This is a genomic window from Flavobacterium bernardetii (genome assembly GCF_011305415.1).
GTDB lineage: Bacteria > Bacteroidota > Bacteroidia > Flavobacteriales > Flavobacteriaceae > Flavobacterium > Flavobacterium bernardetii.
This window is the reverse complement of record NZ_JAANOQ010000001.1, coordinates 634,313-648,994: the sequence shown is the minus strand read 5'-3', so window position 1 is coordinate 648,994 and position 14,682 is coordinate 634,313. Positions and strand designations below refer to the sequence as shown.

The 14,682-nt window shown below is 30.3% G+C and carries 20 protein-coding genes; 12 read left to right on the top strand and 8 right to left on the bottom strand.

Going from position 1 to position 14,682, the window contains the following annotated elements:
- Nucleotides 1-35 precede the first annotated feature (35 nt).
- The 4 genes from porQ to G6N05_RS03045 all read right to left on the bottom strand — a co-directional run bounded on the left by porQ (nucleotide 36) and on the right by G6N05_RS03045 (nucleotide 2,871).
- The gene (gene porQ, locus G6N05_RS03060) at nucleotides 36-1,052 is read right to left on the bottom strand and encodes a type IX secretion system protein PorQ (protein ID WP_166125085.1); all 1,017 of its coding nucleotides are present in this window, start codon (nucleotides 1,050-1,052) and stop codon (nucleotides 36-38) included.
- 165 nt (nucleotides 1,053-1,217) lie between these two features.
- Complete coding sequence (msrB, locus tag G6N05_RS03055) at nucleotides 1,218-1,760, bottom strand: peptide-methionine (R)-S-oxide reductase MsrB (protein ID WP_166125084.1); 543 nt, start codon at nucleotides 1,758-1,760, stop codon at nucleotides 1,218-1,220.
- A gap of 185 nt (nucleotides 1,761-1,945) precedes the next feature.
- Complete coding sequence (locus G6N05_RS03050; protein WP_166125083.1) at nucleotides 1,946-2,377, bottom strand: hypothetical protein; 432 nt, start codon at nucleotides 2,375-2,377, stop codon at nucleotides 1,946-1,948.
- The gene (locus tag G6N05_RS03045; RefSeq protein ID WP_166125082.1) at nucleotides 2,377-2,871 is read right to left on the bottom strand and encodes a DUF4920 domain-containing protein; all 495 of its coding nucleotides are present in this window, start codon (nucleotides 2,869-2,871) and stop codon (nucleotides 2,377-2,379) included. Before G6N05_RS03045 ends, G6N05_RS03050 begins: the two co-directional genes overlap by 1 nt.
- A gap of 149 nt (nucleotides 2,872-3,020) precedes the next feature.
- Between G6N05_RS03045 and G6N05_RS03040 the strand changes: the two genes are divergently transcribed.
- Nucleotides 3,021-4,085: a branched-chain amino acid aminotransferase gene (locus G6N05_RS03040; protein WP_205729727.1), complete on the top strand. Its 1,065-nt coding sequence runs from the start codon at nucleotides 3,021-3,023 to the stop codon at nucleotides 4,083-4,085.
- Between the two features lie 50 nt (nucleotides 4,086-4,135).
- Here G6N05_RS03040 and G6N05_RS03035 read toward each other — a convergent pair whose 3' ends face one another.
- Complete coding sequence (locus tag G6N05_RS03035; protein ID WP_166125081.1) at nucleotides 4,136-4,519, bottom strand: pyrophosphohydrolase domain-containing protein; 384 nt, start codon at nucleotides 4,517-4,519, stop codon at nucleotides 4,136-4,138.
- Nucleotides 4,520-4,748: 229 nt separating this feature from the next.
- Between G6N05_RS03035 and G6N05_RS03030 the strand changes: the two genes are divergently transcribed.
- Genes G6N05_RS03030 through G6N05_RS03020 form a run of 4 tightly spaced genes read left to right on the top strand, consistent with a single transcriptional unit; the run spans nucleotide 4,749 to nucleotide 6,514 of the window.
- Nucleotides 4,749-4,937 (top strand): hypothetical protein, encoded by a 189-nt coding sequence (locus G6N05_RS03030; protein WP_166125080.1) that lies wholly within the window; start codon nucleotides 4,749-4,751, stop codon nucleotides 4,935-4,937.
- 33 nt (nucleotides 4,938-4,970) lie between these two features.
- On the top strand, nucleotides 4,971-6,038 hold the full coding sequence (locus G6N05_RS03025; RefSeq protein WP_166125079.1) for a GyrI-like domain-containing protein: 1,068 nt from the start codon (nucleotides 4,971-4,973) through the stop codon (nucleotides 6,036-6,038).
- An 18-nt stretch (nucleotides 6,039-6,056) separates the two neighbouring features.
- Nucleotides 6,057-6,191, top strand: a complete 135-nt coding sequence (locus tag G6N05_RS15690) for a hypothetical protein (protein ID WP_262887782.1) — start codon at nucleotides 6,057-6,059, stop codon at nucleotides 6,189-6,191.
- 29 nt (nucleotides 6,192-6,220) lie between these two features.
- Complete coding sequence (locus G6N05_RS03020; protein ID WP_166125078.1) at nucleotides 6,221-6,514, top strand: hypothetical protein; 294 nt, start codon at nucleotides 6,221-6,223, stop codon at nucleotides 6,512-6,514.
- Nucleotides 6,515-6,552: 38 nt separating this feature from the next.
- Here the strand turns inward: G6N05_RS03020 and G6N05_RS03015 are convergent, their stop codons facing one another.
- The 3 genes from G6N05_RS03015 to G6N05_RS03005 form a co-directional block, all read right to left on the bottom strand.
- Nucleotides 6,553-7,050, bottom strand: a complete 498-nt coding sequence (locus G6N05_RS03015) for a hypothetical protein (RefSeq protein WP_166125077.1) — start codon at nucleotides 7,048-7,050, stop codon at nucleotides 6,553-6,555.
- Nucleotides 7,051-7,114: 64 nt separating this feature from the next.
- Nucleotides 7,115-7,432: a c-type cytochrome gene (locus tag G6N05_RS03010; RefSeq protein WP_166125076.1), complete on the bottom strand. Its 318-nt coding sequence runs from the start codon at nucleotides 7,430-7,432 to the stop codon at nucleotides 7,115-7,117.
- Nucleotides 7,433-7,555: 123 nt separating this feature from the next.
- Nucleotides 7,556-8,488 (bottom strand): peptidylprolyl isomerase, encoded by a 933-nt coding sequence (locus tag G6N05_RS03005; protein ID WP_166125075.1) that lies wholly within the window; start codon nucleotides 8,486-8,488, stop codon nucleotides 7,556-7,558.
- An 86-nt stretch (nucleotides 8,489-8,574) separates the two neighbouring features.
- Here G6N05_RS03005 and G6N05_RS03000 point away from each other — a divergent pair, with 86 nt between their 5' ends.
- From G6N05_RS03000 to G6N05_RS02970, 7 genes are all read left to right on the top strand, one after another.
- Nucleotides 8,575-9,375, top strand: a complete 801-nt coding sequence (locus G6N05_RS03000) for a class I SAM-dependent methyltransferase (RefSeq protein ID WP_166125074.1) — start codon at nucleotides 8,575-8,577, stop codon at nucleotides 9,373-9,375.
- 15 nt (nucleotides 9,376-9,390) lie between these two features.
- On the top strand, nucleotides 9,391-9,948 hold the full coding sequence (locus G6N05_RS02995) for a hypothetical protein (RefSeq protein ID WP_166125073.1): 558 nt from the start codon (nucleotides 9,391-9,393) through the stop codon (nucleotides 9,946-9,948).
- Nucleotides 9,949-9,999: 51 nt separating this feature from the next.
- Nucleotides 10,000-10,446: a DUF1569 domain-containing protein gene (locus G6N05_RS02990; RefSeq protein ID WP_166125072.1), complete on the top strand. Its 447-nt coding sequence runs from the start codon at nucleotides 10,000-10,002 to the stop codon at nucleotides 10,444-10,446.
- Between the two features lie 97 nt (nucleotides 10,447-10,543).
- On the top strand, nucleotides 10,544-11,221 hold the full coding sequence (gene trmD, locus G6N05_RS02985; RefSeq protein ID WP_166125071.1) for a tRNA (guanosine(37)-N1)-methyltransferase TrmD: 678 nt from the start codon (nucleotides 10,544-10,546) through the stop codon (nucleotides 11,219-11,221).
- A 13-nt stretch (nucleotides 11,222-11,234) separates the two neighbouring features.
- A complete protein-coding gene (locus G6N05_RS02980; RefSeq protein ID WP_166125070.1) occupies nucleotides 11,235-12,056 on the top strand; it encodes an AraC family transcriptional regulator in 822 nt (273 codons plus the stop codon).
- A gap of 76 nt (nucleotides 12,057-12,132) precedes the next feature.
- Nucleotides 12,133-13,533, top strand: a complete 1,401-nt coding sequence (locus G6N05_RS02975; protein WP_166125069.1) for an agmatine deiminase family protein — start codon at nucleotides 12,133-12,135, stop codon at nucleotides 13,531-13,533.
- Nucleotides 13,534-13,546: 13 nt separating this feature from the next.
- Nucleotides 13,547-14,680: an agmatine deiminase family protein gene (locus G6N05_RS02970; protein ID WP_166125068.1), complete on the top strand. Its 1,134-nt coding sequence runs from the start codon at nucleotides 13,547-13,549 to the stop codon at nucleotides 14,678-14,680.
- The last annotated feature ends 2 nt before the right edge of the window (nucleotides 14,681-14,682 follow it).

The following is a 14,682-nucleotide window of genomic DNA, read 5'->3' as shown; positions in this document are numbered from 1 at the left end:
TTACTTGGCTCTTTTTACTTGGCTCTTTTTACTTCTTAATCTAAGTTAATCATTAAACCAAAAATACTAGAATTCGCCGCAATTGTGTAACGAGAATGTGAAAAATCGAATCGGACTTTATTAAATCGTAAACTGAAACCTGCTGAAATTCCTGAGAAATTTCTTTGATCAATAATATTTAATTCTTGCCCACGACGGAAATTATACCCTAATCGAATGTTAAACGCTTTTTCTGGAAACAACTCTGCTCCTATTATTACGTGACGTAAAGCATTATTAAAAAAAGTGACTTTTTCTTCTTCGCTTGTACCATCTAAACTTCCTTGTGCTCGGTTTGGATTCGCGAAAGCTACTTTCCATTGTTGCAAATTCTCGAAAGTTAAATGCCAACGTATAGGAACATTTTCAACTAATTGAGAAATACCAGCTGTAATTTCAAAAGGTAATTTTTCTCTAGTCGTTTCGTAGGGTTTAATTTGATAACCAATATTTCGGAATGATACACCATAATTGATATCGTTTTTATCATCAATATATAAAAAACCAATATCAGTTGCCACTCCAAAAGAGCTATACGACTCTAAAGCAGAAGTAATAAATTTTGCATTGGCTCCAGCATAAAAATTGGTCCATGGAATATTATAGGAGTATCCAAAAGACAAAGCACCTTCCGAACCAGTAAAACTTGCTTCTTGATTACCGAATTCATCATAACCGTCAAAATTTCCGTAGTTCACATAATTGGCTCCTACGTGAAATGTTTGTATATGTCGGTCCCAAGTATAGGCATAAGCTGCAGTTCCATAAGTTACTTCACCGAAATAATTACTATAACTACTTGATAACTGATTATGCATTTTTGCATTGATGGTTGCCGGATTAAAAAACGCCTGATTGACATCATAATCGACAATTGTAACCGTTTTTCCACCCATAGCTGCTTGCCTAGGTGATTGCACTAAATTTAAAAACTGATATACCGATTGCCCTCCTACTTGCGCATAAATAGGCGAAACAAAAACAAAAAGTAGTGGTAATAGTTTTCTTAGCATTTTTTCAGTTATTATATAATAACGCAGTTGCGAAGATAAAATTATATATTAGAATTAGAAAATTTAGTTTAAAAAAGGTTCTCGATACATTTTTTATTTCGCTTCAATACATAAAAAACACTCGAACTGACGAAATAATTCATTTCAAGTAATTGAATTTATAAACTATTTTGCTGGTAAAAACTTAATAGAAACTGAATTCGTACAATAACGTTGACCGGTTGTTTCTTTCGGACCATCATCAAAAACATGACCTAAATGTCCGCCACATTTCGCACACATGACTTCAGTACGAATCATACCAAAAGAAGTGTCTTTATGATAAACCGTTGAGCCTTTTATCGCTTCATCAAAAGATGGCCAACCACAATGCGAATCGAATTTGGTATCTGAAGTAAATAATGGATTTTCACAAGCGGCACATACATACATTCCTTTTTCAAAATGCTTGTCGTATTCACCAGTGTAAGGTCTTTCCGTTCCTTTTTCTCTTAAAACAGTATATTCTTCTGGTGTAAGTTGCGCTTTCCATTCCGCATCTGTTTTTACGATTTTAAAATCCATAGTGTCATTTTTAGTTTCTGATTTTTTAGTGATTTCTTTGTCAATTTTATCAATAACTGCTTTTTTAATTTTTGCATCCTTAGTTTGACTGTTGCAAGAAACAAAACTAAAAGCTAATAAAATAATAAATACGTTCTTCTTCATGATTTCTTTGTTTCTATAAAATTACGAAAAAGTTGTACTCTTGGTTTTAAAATCTCAAATTTTAAGTAATTTATAACTTTTGTGAACCACCCCGACCTTCGGCCACCCCTCCAAAAGAAGGGAATAAAAAAAATAAAAAAACCAGAAGATGAATTCTGGTTTTAAATCTATTTTCGAAATAAATCTTATTTAATATATAATGTTTTAATTCTTTCAATTGGTCCGCCACATTTTACTTCGTGACAACTTATACAAGCATTTACCATTGCATTGAAGCTTTCTTTGGTGTTTTTTGAAGTATAAATTTCAGATTGCGCTTTGATAAAAACAGCTGCTTTTTCGTTAAAAAACGCATCTCTTTCTTTACCTTTTGTCATGGTTGCTTTAGAGATGTTTGAAAAATATTCTGGTAATTCACCTAACGAATCATTTTTACTAATTTTATCGCGAAGTTGCACATTATGAACATACATTTGTTCCATTAGTATCGCCATTTCAGAAGCTTCATACATTTGAAACTCTTCTTTAGGTTTTTCGCAATTCTCTTTTTTCTCTTCTGATTTATTCGAGTTACAACTCAAAAATAAAACCGAAATAACAAATACTAAATACTTCATTATTTCGCAATTAAAACGCCATGCGCTAAAAATTTATATTCTGTTTTTGGTTCAGTAATTTTAGCAATTTCTTCAGCAGATTTGCCTTCATCTTCAGCGTAATGTTTTAATTCTGCTACAGAAGTTTCTTCAACAAACGCTTTTCCTTCTACAACAGATGCTCTTTTTTGAGCATTCATCGGTACGAAAAAACTATAACCTTTAAATTTTACAAATGCTTTTTCTTCTTTTCCTAAATCTAAAGTCATCCAACAACCTTTGTTTTGACAAATTTCATTAATTTTAGTCGCAACTTTTACATTTAAAGTATCACCCGATTTTAACGATTTATATTTGGCTAACATTTCGTCTTTTGTGATAGAATTCTCCTCTGTAATTTTATCTCCAAAAGAAGCATAAGTCATTTTTGATTCTGATTTTACTACAGTTTCTTCCTTTTTACTACAAGAAACCAAAGCAACTGATAATGCAGCAATTAGAACTATTTTTTTCATTTTTTTTTTATTTTTATAGTGTTTCAAAAAACAAATTTAATTATTTAAGGTAAACTTTGTTAATAATTATTCAAAAAATGAATCTTCAAGAATAATTTATTTAATAAATTTGTAAAAATTTTCAAAAACACAACACACACCTATAAATAATGAATAGTATTACAAACGATATCAAAATTATTAAAAATGAAACTTCAAAAATTAATGAAGTAGATTTTGAAAACTTAACTTTCGGTAACACATTTACGGATCACATGTTAATTTGTGATTTCAGAAATGGAGTTTGGGAACAACCTGTAATTAAGGCTTACGAACCATTTACAATTGATCCATCTGCAAAAGTTTTCCATTACGGACAAGCTATTTTTGAAGGTATGAAAGCGTATAAAGATGCTAATGATGACGTTTGGTTATTTCGTCCAGATGAAAATCATACGCGTTTTAACAAAAGTGCGGTTCGTATGGCTATGCCTGAAATACCTGAGAATATCTTTATTGACGGATTAAAAACATTATTAAATATAGAGAAAGATTGGGTAAAATTCGGAAACGGAAACTCATTATATATCAGACCATTTATGATTGCGATTGGAAGTGGTGTAATTGCACAACCTTCTTCTCAATATCGTTTTATGATTATTCTTTCGCCAGCTAAATCTTATTATTCTGGAGAAGTTAAAGTAATTATTGCAGAACATTTTAGTCGTGCTGCAAATGGTGGAATTGGTGCTGCAAAAGCGGCTGGAAATTATTCAGCTCAGTTTTATCCAACAAAATTAGCTAACGATCAAGGTTTTCAACAAATTATTTGGACGGATGATGCTACACATACAAAATTAGAAGAAGCTGGAACAATGAATGTATTTTTCAGAATTGGAGATACTTTATTAACAGCGCCAACTTCGGAAAGAATTTTAGATGGTGTAACGAGAAAATCCGTTTTAGATATTGCTAAAAGAGATAATATTGCTACAGAGGTTCGTCCAGTTTTAGTAGAAGAATTAGTAGCTGCTGCGAAAAACGGAACGTTAAAAGAAATTTTTGGAGCTGGAACGGCTGCGGTTATTAATCCAATTATTGGTTTTTCATTCAGAGATGAATATTTCGAATTACCAAAATTAGAAAATTCTTTTGCTTTAGAAATTAAAGAAAAATTAAACAACATTCAATACAAATTAGCTGAGGATACATTTAATTGGACAGTTAAAATTTAATTCAACTTACATAAAATTAAAAATGCCTTTGACAATCAAAGGCATTTTTTTTATTTTAATATTTCTTCAAAATTGGGTTTAAAGTAATTTGGACCTTTCATCACTTTACCATCTTCACGATAAATTGGTTTTCCATCTTCACCTAATTTACTCATATTACTTCTCTGAATTTCATCAAAAACTGATTCCATTTTATGTTGTAATCCGTGTTCTAAAATCGTACCGCATAAAATGTACAACATATCGCCTAAAGCATCTGCAATTTCAACAATATCATTGTTTTGAACGGCTTCTAAATACTCTTCATTTTCTTCCTTCATCAATTCAAAACGAAGGTTGTTTTTTTGTTCACCCAAATCGGCTTTCATTTCAGTACTTACTCCTAATCCGTAAGTGGTATGAAATAATTTCACAGCATCTAATTGTTTTTGCATAATATATGTTTTAGCATTATTTTAAATTTATTTTGGCCACGAATATTCGAATACTTATTTATTGAATTTAAAAATTTTATTCGAATAAATTTCCGACAAAGTCGAAACTAATTTTTAATCTTAACATTAAATTCGATAATTCGTGGCAAACTTTTTTTGAAAAATTTTAATGCCATAAAATTATATTTTAAATATTGTAATCCTTAAATTTGTTGAAAATTTTATCAACATGTTTTCACAAGGACAAACTATTTTCGCCATTTTATTTGCAATTGCTTTTATCATAATCATCGTTTTTATGTATCTAAAAGACAAAAGCATTCACAAACAACAATATAAAGGTGTGAAATGGGTGTTATTAGGATTTTTACTATTTATTTTATTCTTATTCTTAATTAAAGGCTACATAAAAGAATAATTTATTTATATTTGGTTTTTAGAATCAGGGTAAATGAAAATTTTCAAATATTTAACGCTTTTATTTCTACTTTTCCTTCTGGCATTTGTAGTTTTTGTTGCAACTCAACCAGCGACTTATCAAATTACGAAACAAAAAGAAATTGATTCACCTACTGCAGTAGTGTTTGAATACGTTAACGATTTTTCAAATTGGAGCGATTGGCAACAATTTAATAAAGACGAAAACTTCACTTTTACCACTTCTGAAAATACGATTGGAGAAAAATCTTTCGTAAAATGGGATGCTAACACTAAAATTGCAACTACATACGCACAAAAAGATTCTATTGTTCAAGACTATATTGAAAGTACAAACAAACAAACCTTACACTGGAAATTCAAAAAAACTAAAACTGGAACTTTAGCTTTAGTAACAATTAAAGGAGATTTAACCTTTAAAGAAAAAATATATTCTGTTTTAAATGGTGGAATCACGAGTTATGTTGGACCACAAATTGAAGAAAGTTTGGTTAAAATCAACAATTATTTAGTGAATGAATTAGGTAATTTTGATATAAAAGTACAAGGTTTAGTGAACCGACCAGAAACCATTTTTATTGAGCAAAAAGATTCGTGTTTAGTGAAAGATTTTCCTAAGAAATCTAAAGCTTTACTCACTACAATGAAAACTTTTATTAAAAGTAATGACATTGAAACTTTAGGTGTTCCGTTTGTTATTTTTTATAACAGTCCAAATGGAAATACAATGAAATATTCTATGTGTGTTCCTGTCAGAGATGAAATTTTAACCACACCAGAAAGTCAAATTAAAGGAAACAGTTTCGAATCCTTTTTAGCAGTTAAAACCATTTTAAAAGGCGATTATTCGCACATGAAAAATGCTTGGTCAAAAGCAAGAAATTATATAGCTGAAAATAAATTCACGGAAGACAAAGCGTCTGTTTATATGGGGATTTATAAGAAATCGGCACCAGAAGTTAGCGAACCTTCTAAATGGGAAACTGAAATTTACATTCCAATTGTAAAGAAAAAACCAAAACCAAGAAGAAAAGTGGCAACAGATAGTACTGCTGCTCCTATTGCTGCACCTGTTGAGTAGTTTTTAATATATTTAAAAATGAAATTTATTACTATTAAAAATGTTTTTGAAGAAAAAAATAATGAATTAATTCATAATAAAAACACCAGAAAACATAAAAAGGAAAAATTTGATTTTAGAAAATATTTTGAAAAAAAATTAACTGGAGGCTAAGTATTTTTGAATGTGAAATTCCACCAACAATGGATTTTTCATATTATATGCCAGCAGAAAAATTAACCGAAGAAATAACCAGTGATTTTATAATTTCTGAACTTAATTTCAAAAACATATTTGATTTTGAGTACTTTCCAAATGAAGGAGATTATTTTAATATATATTATAAGTATACTCAAAATGAGTTAAAAAATAAATTTAGAACACCTTTATATAGTGATTTTATGTGTTTCATCTATACAAACGGAAAATGGGATAATGATTTTTATAGAGGAGAAGTAATAGCAAAAGAAATTTTCGAAGGAATTGTTGAAGAATAAACCCATTCACTAATAGCAGTTTTAAGTATTAAAACAATCTATTTACTCATCTCCACAGTAATCATATTATTTGTCATTTTTGGACCAAAGCTTTTCACTTTTGTCGTACACAAAACATATAGATTAGTATTAAAAACGGGAACAATTGTTGTTGGATAACGTTTTAATGAATCGGTGATTTTTACAGCGTAACCCTTTTCTTCAGGAATAAAATTGGCTTTCAATTGCAGTAAATACTGATCTTCACAAATATTATAAAACCATCTTTCTTCTGAATTTGCTAATGTAACTCTGTAGTTTTTCGCAAATGATAAAGTTTTATCTTTATTGATTAAACTAAATTCGTTATTTGTGTTTAACATTTCATTTCCGTTATTATCCACTAAAGTAATTTGTAAACCATCTATAATTTTCTTTGTAGTTGCATCAATTGGATTAGCTACTAAATAGGTTGTAAAATCGTAGCCACAATGAGGTAAACCATCTTGCGAAAAGCAGAAAGTAGTGAACAATAGGAATAGAAATAATTTCTTCATATATAAAAATGGCTCGCAAAATACGAGCCAAAGTTAATTGAAATTGTATACAAACCCAAATCTATTACATTTGTGGTGTAGTTAAATAAGCATATATTTTTTCACGTTGTTCATCAGAAATTTTAGCTTTCTTTTGCATACGTAATACAATTGGAGTCCATTCTTGAGGTGTAAAACTATTTGGATTAAACAATTCGTGACATTTTGCACAATTCATTCCGTATAAACTTTTTCCTTCAGCTAAAACTTCTCTAGTAATAACTAATTTTTCTTTAACAGGTTCAGCAGCAACTGCAACTGAATCTGATGCTGCCGCTTTTTTAGCCGTACAACCATAAGCAAAAGCTAAAGCTAATAATCCAATTATAAATTTTGTTTTCATCTTTATATTTTTAGTTTTTCAAATATAAAAAAAATCCGTTCCGATTTAGAATCGAAACGGATTTTAACATTTATTTTTTTACTCAATTCTTACTGAATACTAAAAACTGAATACTTCTAGCTATTATTTAACGTCCATTAATTCTACGTCAAATACTAAAGTAGCATTAGGTGGAATTACTCCTCCAGCACCACTACTTCCATAACCTAAGTAAGATGGAATGACAAAACGAGCTTTATCTCCAACTTGTAACAAAGCAATACCTTCGTCCCAACCTTCAATAACTTGTCCAACTCCTAATTGAAAATCAATTGGTTGTTTTCTTTTGTATGATGAATCAAATACTTGACCGTTTTCTAAAGCACCTTGATAGTGAACAGAAACTTTTTTACCTTTTTCAGCTTGTTTACCACTACCCTTTTGAATAATTTGGTAACGTAAACCACTTTCCGTTTTTGAAAAACCAGCAGCTAATTTTTCCATAGCATCTTCAGCAGCTTGTTTTTGTAAAGACATTCTTTTTTCGCGACCACCTTTAAAAGAAATGAATTCTTCAATAGCATTCCATTTTTCAGCTTCAGCTCCAACTCTAATGATTTCAATAGAATCTAAAGAATCATTTCCAGCTACTGCATCAACTACATCTTGACCTTCTACAACATGACCAAAAACAGTATGTTTACCGTCTAACCAATTTGTTGGAACGTGCGTAATGAAAAACTGAGATCCATTAGAACCTGGTCCTGAATTTGCCATAGACAAAACACCTGGTTTGTCATGTTTTAATTCTGGGTGAAATTCATCATCAAATTGGTAACCTGGTCCACCAGTTCCTTGTCCTTGTGGGCAACCACCTTGGATCATGAAATCTGGAATAACTCTATGGAATTTTAAACCATTATAAAAAGGTTGTCCCATTGGTTTTGCTTTGTTTTCTAATTGGCCTTCAGCCAAACCTACAAAGTTTCCAACTGTTCCAGGCGTTTTATCGTGAGTTAACTTTACTAAAATGGCACCTTTTGCTGTATTAAATTTAGCGTAAATTCCGTCTTGCATTGCTTTTATTTTTTAAATTAAAGTGCAAATTTACTACTTTTTTAACTATATTTGATTGGTTTTTAACCAAAAAATAACATCTCAAAATGAATTCAGAAAACTACCTTCAAATTAATAAACAGACATGGAACAGTAAAGTTACCATTCATGTTGATTCCGATTTTTACGAACAAGAAAATTTCATTAACGGAAAAATCACGTTACCACAAACCGATTTAGAAGCTCTTGGCGAGGTTTCTGGAAAAAGAATTTTGCATTTGCAATGTCATTTTGGACAAGATAGTTTGTCTTTGGCGAGATTAGGTGCAAAAGTTACAGGAATTGATTTTTCAGAAGAAGCAGTTGCTAAAGCCAAAGCTTTAAATGACAAATTAGGTTTAGATGCCGAATTTATTTGTTGTGATGTGTACGATACTTTACAACACATTACTGAAAAATATGATATTGTATATACTAGTTATGGAACAATTGGCTGGTTACCCGATTTAGATAAATGGGCTTCAGTAATTAGTGGAGCATTAAAACCAAATGGAAAATTAGTATTTTTTGAATTTCATCCTGTCGTTTGGATGTACGATAATGATTTTAAAGAAGTCTTCTATAATTACTTCAAATCTGAACCTATTTATGAAGAAGAATCTGGAACTTATGCAGATAGAAGCATTGAAGTAGAACATAAATCAATCACTTGGAATCATAGTTTAAGTGAAGTGTTTCAATCTCTTCTTAAACAAAACATTACTATCAAAAGTTTTAAAGAATTTGACTATTCAAATTATAACTGTTTTAGTCAAACTGAAGAATTTGAACCAGGCAAATTTCGCATACAAAAATTCGGAAATAAAATTCCGATGATGTATGGGATTATTGGGGAATTAGGGAGTTAAAAACTTAAATATTTTATGATCAACAATTTTAAAGCAGGCTGTACAAATTTTCACAATAAAGGAAATAATTTTATTATTGAAAAAACAAATAGTACTCTAATAACCGAAAATATATTTTTAGGAGTTTTTTGCTTATTTTCTTTTATCTTTTTTATTCTAGTGTTACTTACAGAAGAAATTAAATATCTAGCATTAATTCCTTTATGTATTGGTTTATTTTTTCTGCGAATTTTTTTATGGAAATTTAGAGGTAAAGAAATTATTACCATTAATAAAAATTACCTTACAATAAAGAAAACTGGAAGTTTTTTAATGTTTATTAAAAAATTCGAACTAAGAAAAATTAAAAATTTAACAAGTTTAAGAATTGAATCCAATATTTTCAAAAATAGAGGATTAGGCATGGAATTCGAACAAATGATGTCATTTCATTTAGAATTATTTGGCATGAATTCGAATGGTATTTCTTTTAAATATGACAATATTTCAATTGCTATATTAGAAAATACGTCTGAAGTTGAAAAAGAAAAAATAATAGAAGAAATAAACTTACGATTAAACATAAAACCTTAGCGACTTAGTGTCTTCCTGGTAAAAAAAAAATAAAACTTAGCAACTTAAAAAATGAAATCAATCTTCAATAAAGCAGACAATCAAGAAATTATAAATAGAATTCATTCATTATCACCCGAATCACAAGCATTATGGGGAAAAATGAGTGTAGATCAAATGTTAAAACACATTAACGATGCTGTTCTTGTATCATTTAATGAAAAACCTTTAAAAGTTCCTTTTGTTTTTAAAATTTTAGGGCGATTAATGAAAGGTTCTGTTCTCAAGAAACCTGAATTTGCTAAAAACAGTCCAACAGCAAAAGAATTCAAATACGCTGAGAACTTTGAATTTGAAACCGTAAAAAATGAATTGATTACCAATTTTTCAAGATTTCAACAAGGTGAACAAGCTATAACATGCAAAAACCATCCTTTTTGGGGAAAAATGAATGCTGAAGATTGGAATAATTTGCAATGGAAACATGTAGACCATCATTTAAGACAATTTGGAGTTTAATTATTTGTTTCAAGTTTAAAGTTTCAGGTTTTTGTTGTTTATCTTTGTAACTATTTATAACTCCAAACTAATTACTAAATACTCCAAACTTAAAAATATGCGCGTAGATATTATTACCGTTTTACCAGAATTAATAAGAAGTCCGTTTGAAGGTTCGATGATGAAAAGAGCTATTGATAAAGGCTTGGTAGAAGTTCATTTTCACAATTTACGCGATTATAGTACAAACAAACAGAAAAGTGTGGACGATTACCAATTTGGCGGAGGCGCTGGAATGGTAATGAATATTCAACCTATTGACGATTGCATTACCCAACTAAAAAGCGAACGCGAATACGATGAAATCATTTACATGACTCCAGATGGAGAAACGTTAAACCAAAAAATGGCGAATTCGATGTCGATGTTAGGGAATTTAATTATTTTATGTGGTCATTATAAAGGTGTAGATCAAAGGGTTCGTGATATGCATATTACCAAAGAAATTTCAATTGGCGATTATGTATTGTCTGGTGGCGAATTAGGTGCTGTAATTTTATGCGATGCCTTATTCCGATTGATTCCAGGTGTGTTGAGTAATGAAACTTCGGCGTTAACGGATAGTTTTCAAGATAATTTATTATCACCTCCAATTTATACTCGTCCAGCTGAATATAAAGGGATGAAAATTCCAGACATTTTATTGAGCGGTAATTTCCCAGAAATTGAAAAATGGCGCGAACAAAAAGCCTACGAACATACAATGGCAAGACGACCAGATTTATTGGAAGAATAAAATAATTTCTCCAATGTTAGAAATAGAGAAAATTCATAAAGTATTAATTTTTGTTGAAAAAAATTTCAATAGAAATATTAGTGTAGAAGAATTAGAAGCTATTTCAAATTATTCTTACAGAAATATTCAACGTATTTTTAAAAAAATTTTCAAGGAAAACATTGGCGAATTTCAAAAAAGAGTACGCCTTGAAAAGGGTTTCAAAAGATTAATTTATTCAACAGAATCTATTTCCGATATTTCAATTGATATTGGCTACGAAAGTAATCAAGCCTTTTCAAAAGCTTTCAAAAATAAGTTCAAAATAACTCCAAACGAAGCACGTCAAAATAAAGAAAATATTTTCAATAACTTTATTGAAGAAAAAAGACATTCAAAAATAGATTCTAAAACTATATATCTTGATAAAATTGAAGTTCAATATAAATTATTAGTTACGAATGATTATGATAACGAAATCATAGATAATTTATGGGATATCATTTATGATCAAAACAAAAACAATACAAAAATTTCCTATTTTGGAGTTATAATAGACCAACCACTAATTTCAATACCTAATAAAAGTAGGTATGAAGCTTGTTTTGGTACTGGAAACGAAAAAATAAAAAACTACAATTCTAAATTTATTTTCGGTGGAAAATATATAAAATATACGCATTTTGGAAGTTATGATACCATTTTAGAAACCTATCGTTTATTATATTTTGATTGGCTTTTTAATCAACAATATGAAATAAATGCAACGCCAATTATAGAACATTATGAGTTTGGTTCTATTAACACAACAAATGAAGAAGATTATATCACTCATATTTTAGTCCCTATAAAATAATTAAAGTTGTCCATTTTGGACAATACTCCTATTTCAACAATAAATATTTTTGTCATAACCTTAAATACAACACATTATGACCAAAATCAAACTGTTAAACATTATTATTTGCTTGTCTTTTTCAAGCTTAAATGCGCAAACCTACACTTTTCCTGATGAAGCTGAACTACACGAAGGCACTTGGCTACAATGGCCTCATCAATATGAATACGGAATGACGTTTAGAAATGAAAATGATGCCACTTGGGTAGCTATGACAAACGCTTTACAAGCCAACGAAAAAGTGCATATTATTGCTTACAATAACACGGAAAGAACCAGAATTACGAGTTTACTTACTACAGCAGGTATCCCATTAACAAATGTAGATTTCAAAATTTTTCAAACTAATGATGTTTGGGTTAGAGACAATGGACCAATCTATGTTAGAAATTCATCTGGTCAATTAGTGATTCAAGATTGGGGCTTTAATGGCTGGGGTGGTGATTATAATTTTAGTAAATGCAACCCAATTCCAACAAATATCGCTACGGCTACTGGGGCAACAGTGATAAACTTAAATAGTGTTATGACAGTTGAAGGTGGTTCATGGGAAATGGATGGCGCAGGAACTTTTTTAGCTACAAAAAGCGCTATTTTAGCACAAACCAACCCAACTACTCCAACAGGAATAAACGCCTTACGAAATGTTGGAATGACAGAAGCACAAGCCAATGCCATTTTTAGTCAATATTTAGGAGCTACAAAATTTATTTGGTTAGATGGTTGGTTTAGTCAAGACGACATAACAGACGCACATATAGATGGCTTTGCAAAATTTGCCCCTGGAAATAAATTAGTTACAATGAGTCAAGCGGATCTATTGTATTGGGGAGTTCCACAAACTGATATAAATATATTATATGCAGCGACCAATGCAAATAATGTTCCATATACAATTGTTACAATTCCGTTAACAGCAAATAATGTTTCTAAAACTAACGGAACAAATTTAGGATATAAAGGAAGTTATGCTAATTATTATGTAGCCAATAATCGCGTGTTAGTTCCAAATTATAACGATCCAAATGATGCTGTTGCCAATACTATAATTGCAGGATTATATCCTGGAAGAACTGTTGTTGGAATTGATGTAAGGAATTTATACGGTAATGGTGGAATGGTTCATTGTGTGACGCAACAACAACCCGCTTCTGGAACTTTGGGTTCTTCAAGTTATGACATTGATGATGAAGAAATTTTAATTTATCCAAATCCGACAGATGATTATATAAATATCGAATTAGACCATTTTGAATATAAAGATTTACAAATTGAAATTTCAGATATCAATGGAAAAACCATAAAAAGATTCGATTCAAACATTGAAGCAGAAATTCTAAAAATAAACATAGAAGACTTAAAATCAGGAATTTATTTCTTAAATTTATTTGAAAATTCAGAAAAAATTTATTCAAAAAAGATAATTATTAATTAAACACAACTCCCAAATGAAATCTTTAAAAATTTTAACCATCATAACAACATCTCTTTTGTTTTCGTGCGGAGGAGAAGATGAAATACAAGAAGAAACACCAATCAATACAACTGTTCAATATACTTTTCCTGATGAAAGTGAAACACACGAAGGAACTTGGTTACAATGGCCACATCATTACGAATATGGTTTAGAGTATCGTAATAGTTTAGACGCCACTTGGGTAGCTATGGCAAATGCTTTGCAATCAAATGAAAAAGTACACATAATTGCGTACAATACTACCGAGCAAGCTAGAATTACAACTTTATTAAATAACGCTTCTGTTCCGTTAACAAATATCGATTTCAAAATTCATGAAACAAATGATGTTTGGGTTAGAGATAACGGACCAATATTTGCAAAAAATTTATCTGGTACAATTGTGATTCAAGATTGGGGGTTTAATGGTTGGGGTGGAAAACACAATTTTACAAAATGCGACCCAATTCCAACTTTTATTGGAACAAGTTTAGGGAAAACTGTTGTAAATGTTCCAATGATAAATGAAGGAGGTTCTGTAGAACTTGACGGAAATGGTGTGTTGATGGCTACAAGAAGTTCTGTTATTAGTCAGAGTCCAGCAAATTCTGTTAGAAATAGCGGAATGTCACAAGCTCAAGCAGAAGCGAATTTTAAAAAATATTATGGTGCTACAAAAGTTATTTGGCTAGAAGGTGGATTTAGTGCTGAGGATGTTACTGACATGCATATTGATGGTGTTGCAAAATTTGTTCCTGGAAATAAAATGGTTACCATGAGCAATGCAGATTTATTGACTTGGGGTTTAACTCAAGATGATATAAACATTTTATATAACGCTTCAAATACTAACAATCAAGTTTATACAAAGACGTATTTACCATTAACTCAAAATAATGTTATAACAACTAATGGTACAAATTTAGGCTACAAAGGTTGTTATATAAATTACTATGTTGCCAACGGAAAAGTACTAGTTCCAAATTATAACGATCTGAATGATGTCATTGCAAATAATTTAATTGCAGCGCTTTACCCAGGAAGAACAGTTGTAGGTATAGATGTTAGAAATTTATACGAAAATGGAGGAATGATTCATTGCGTTACACAACAACAACCCCAGTAATA